The organism is Candidatus Acidianus copahuensis, from assembly GCF_000632495.1.
GTDB classification, from domain to species: domain Archaea; phylum Thermoproteota; class Thermoprotei_A; order Sulfolobales; family Sulfolobaceae; genus Acidianus; species Acidianus copahuensis.
Map to the genome: position 1 here is coordinate 1 of NZ_JFZT01000055.1, position 3,798 is coordinate 3,798.

3 protein-coding genes and 1 pseudogene are annotated in these 3,798 nt (G+C 35.3%); all 4 read left to right on the forward strand.

The features are described 5' to 3' along the window. The first annotated feature begins 37 nt into the window (after nt 1-37). The 4 genes and pseudogenes from CM19_RS10185 to CM19_RS10200 all read left to right on the forward strand — a co-directional run bounded on the left by CM19_RS10185 (nt 38) and on the right by CM19_RS10200 (nt 3,786). Complete coding sequence (locus CM19_RS10185) at nt 38-1,654, forward strand: hypothetical protein (protein WP_048100344.1); 1,617 nt, start codon at nt 38-40, stop codon at nt 1,652-1,654. Between the two features lie 368 nt (nt 1,655-2,022). Then, nucleotides 2,023-2,219, forward strand: a pseudogene (locus CM19_RS13330) (hypothetical protein); the annotation flags it as partial. Nucleotides 2,220-2,320: 101 nt separating this feature from the next. Continuing rightward, on the forward strand, nt 2,321-2,725 hold the full coding sequence (locus CM19_RS10195) for a hypothetical protein (RefSeq protein WP_048100346.1): 405 nt from the start codon (nt 2,321-2,323) through the stop codon (nt 2,723-2,725). Further along, nucleotides 2,674-3,786, forward strand: coding sequence for a hypothetical protein (locus CM19_RS10200; protein ID WP_150111427.1), 1,113 nt, complete (start codon nt 2,674-2,676; stop codon nt 3,784-3,786). Before CM19_RS10195 ends, CM19_RS10200 begins: the two co-directional genes overlap by 52 nt. Nucleotides 3,787-3,798: the final 12 nt, after the last annotated feature.

The window sequence follows — 3,798 nt, forward strand, 5'->3', positions numbered from 1 at the left end:
ATCTAAGCTTTAAAGCTTATTAGTTTTTTAATAATTAATGAGAAAGATCCTATATATTCTTCTAATTTTAGCACTAATACTTCCATCCTTTTTAGTTGTTACCGCATCTCCTTATTCAAATTATACCATTTACTTTTCTAGATATGATTCAAATCTAATATCAATTAAAGGGACAACAGGGAACCTGATAACATACAGTGTAGTTTCAACAGTCTTCAACTCGTCTAACGTTCATGGAAATGAGATAAGAAGCCTAACTAATTCATCAATGTATACCTTTTCACAGTCAGGGACGAAACAAGTTCAGCTTAACTATAGTATATCCATAATAGATGGGATGTTCTTTAAGGTACAGTCGTCTCCACAACTTATTAGAATTTACTTAACAGAGGGAAATCAAACCCAGTTAATTTGGGCAGGTTTTCTTAGCTCAGCAAAAACAGTATATGGATATACTTACATCAACAATACAGCTTTAATTACTCTTCAATACCTCAACGGAACTTCCTTATATAATGTAACAGCTAACGTTGGATATAACTCAACAGTTTCTGGAAGTCTAAGAGTGGTTCTAGATCAAGTAGTAATATCAACTTTTAGCTCTAATTCCAAAAGCCAGATAATAGTTACTGGTACCCCTCCTAGATATGCTAGGACAGAATTCAAAGAAATTCTCGAAGGTATACCTATAAACACAACGGGTAACTATAACGTAACTATAGCAAGATTCAATGGATCACTTACTCCAGCAATTGTGTGGAAAGGAGAAACATTCACTAAATTTTCTTCCTCAACTATTTTTCATGGATATCATATGCCAATAAATAATCAAGGTTTCTTCAACTTCACACAAATCGCCTTTTATGGCGTTAATGGTACTCTTGCGGGGTTTGTTAGAGAATCGTCATTCTCGTCATATGGAAAGTCAAGTTCAATGGGCATGATGAGCCTAAACATGGAGTTTAGCAAATCGTTCTCTATGCAAGAAATAGTGATAATAAATCCAGGAGCTATAAAGAGTTTTGAGGTAATACATTACTTTACAATGAACGGTACGCCAATAGTTATAGCATTAACATCTAATGGTGATGTGATGACAACAGCTAACGTTAGCTTTGAACATAGAGTTGAAGCAGGAGCGTTAGCGTTGATTAAAGTTAATTCGACTTCGCATCTTATTGCAGTATTTAAGAATATAACTGTAGAAGTTAATATAGTAAAGCCTTTAAATGTTACGAACACTTCTATTGACGTTAACGGAAATACATACTTAGCTCAAAAGGTAGAAATTAATTCTTCGGGATATATTCTTTTTAACATTACATTGATACATCAAGGATCAATATTAGTCCTTCAAAAGGCAAATGGAAGACTAGTTGAAGTAAATGATTCAAACTATTTTATGGTAAACGGAAAGCTTGACATATTTACAGATCCGTCAAATATCTACTATGTGGTGTACATGTCGTCACCAACTACATCAACTCCTAACTCTACGTATACACAACCTCTAAGTACTTCACCTTCAACTACACCTCCAAGTACAACTCAAGTTGCTCCACCATCTACTATCTCCTCCTTAGAGATTTATGTAATTTTAGGAATAATTGTAATACTAATCGTTGGAGTTATAATAATACTAAAAAGAAGATAATTTTTTTTCTTTAGGAAAAAGCTTTAAGAATCCCTTTAGAAGAGAGATTTATTGAGGCAAAGTTCTTAAGCAGTAACGTGGAGATTAAGAAGAGTGTTCATCTTAACCAAGGTAAAACTCTTACCACAGGAATAGAAAGATCAATACTTGATTTCATCTTAATCATTAGTAGAAAAATGCACAATTATTTTCTTACACAGAAAAAGTTGTACTACCACAAAATAATGAAGAATCACGCCACGAGGACATGAGGTAAGAGATACCTTAGGTTGTATGAAAATATAGAGTTCAGAGAATTATAACTGAAAGCTTCGCCTTTTAAGGTAGAGATGAAAATTTTTAATCTATGATAGTCAGTATTTAACAGGATGCCCACTGTAGTATTCCGTTTTAGATCTTATGCTAACGATTCATTAGTAAGGGCGTTAAAAACCCCGTTAGCGTGTGAGATATACAACACACTACGGTGTAGATCAATCTACTTTTATAGAAAAAAGGTTAAGTAAAAATTCAACTAAGGCAGTTAGCCCTTGATCTGAGAAAACAAGATAAAGAGTATAAACAACACTTCTTTGGGGTAAGGGATTCGTGTTTCTAATCATCAATCCCTGTAATATAATAACTTTCAGAAATGTCTGCGCATTATTTGAATAAAAGTTTTCTAGCATGGAAGTAATCTCTAGTTTTATCCTAGTAGTTGCAACAGTAATAATTGGTATAACTGTTCTCACACTTTTTTCTTTATATATAAGTCCCCTTTCAGCATCGGTTATAGAACAAGAAGCAGCACAAAAAATTGCATCTGGTCTCTATTATACAACCGGAAAAAGCGTGGGTTCTTACTATCCAGTGGATATTTCCTCGATGTATAATGTAACACTTTACTTAGCGTCTACACAAAAGTTAGGTCAACCAATGAATGTAACAGTCTACGACCTCTCTGGACATTTGCTTTACCAAGGGGAGATGTACTTATTGCCGATAAGTTTAGGAAGACCATTACTTGTAGAGGGACATCCATGGATTTTAGTGAAGGAAGGAGGACAATACTACGAGGTAGGACAGGTATGAAAGGGTTATCAGAAGGGCTAGGAATGGTATTCGTCTTGTTCATATTGATTGCTGTATTAGTGCCATTTCTTCTCCTTCTAGGGTCTATGCCATCCCAGGCTAATGTGGATCAACAAGTAGCGTCACCCTTTCTGCAACAAAACAAAGAACAGCTAGCGGAGTTTAACGGGACTGTCGGATTTTATTACGACGAGGACAATGGCCTCGGACTAATCGTATTCTATGGTTATTCACCTTACTTTTCTTGGGGAAATGTGAGTTATTTTATAACATATCCTAGTTTAAGCATTACATGGCTTCAAAACAAGACAGTTATAGTCGAAGAAGGTGGATCAAGGTATCAAGGCGTATTGGTTTACGGTAAGGGAGATGAATTAGCTCTCTCCACTTATCAGGGGAATATAATATATGCTACTCCTAAAACTATTGAGGTCTCTGGTTCGACTGTTATACTTCCAACTTCCTCTACCAACTCAACTAACTCTGATCCCACAATTGTAAAGACTGGTGTGTTATACTATGAAACTGATGAGTCAGGGCATTATCAGTATGAAAGAGGCGAATTCTACTATAACTTGTTCTACCAAGTTAACTCCCCAGTGGCCTACATTAATATATCCCTTGAGGTAGGCTACCAAATTAAGTGGGTTGTATGCGGTGGTGTTAGCTTAACATCCCCCAAGATCCAGACTGGGGAGTTATACATTAATGCAACTCATGTTGAATATGGGATTTACCAGGGAGGATGGCACGAAGAGACTGGGTTCTATGGACCATTAAATATATCTTTAGAAGGAAATTACACTTATTCCAATTCTCATAACAATGAAGGTTATTTCTCTGTTATAGATTATATAGTAATTATAAATGTTGTCTATGAAAATGGGAAAAGTGTAACGATAATGTCTATTGGCCCAATTGAACACGAAAGTTTTCCTCAAATTTCTATTAATATCGACCATGGTTCAAGTGGGTATTATAATCAATTAACTTGGATTGCAACTGTAGAAGGGACTGAGAAAATTAGCGTAGAACCGACGCTAATAGACGACAAAGTTTAACTGGTGTTACAT

What these genes read in the sequence shown, in the direction of transcription:
- CM19_RS10200 (WP_150111427.1), top strand. Translation starts at nt 2,674, where the DNA reads ATGGATTTTAGTGAAGGAAGGAGGACAATACTACGAGGTAGGACAGGT.
- CM19_RS10195 (WP_048100346.1), top strand. Translation starts at nt 2,321, where the DNA reads ATGGAAGTAATCTCTAGTTTTATCCTAGTAGTTGCAACAGTAATAATT.
- CM19_RS10185 (WP_048100344.1), top strand. Translation starts at nt 38, where the DNA reads ATGAGAAAGATCCTATATATTCTTCTAATTTTAGCACTAATACTTCCA.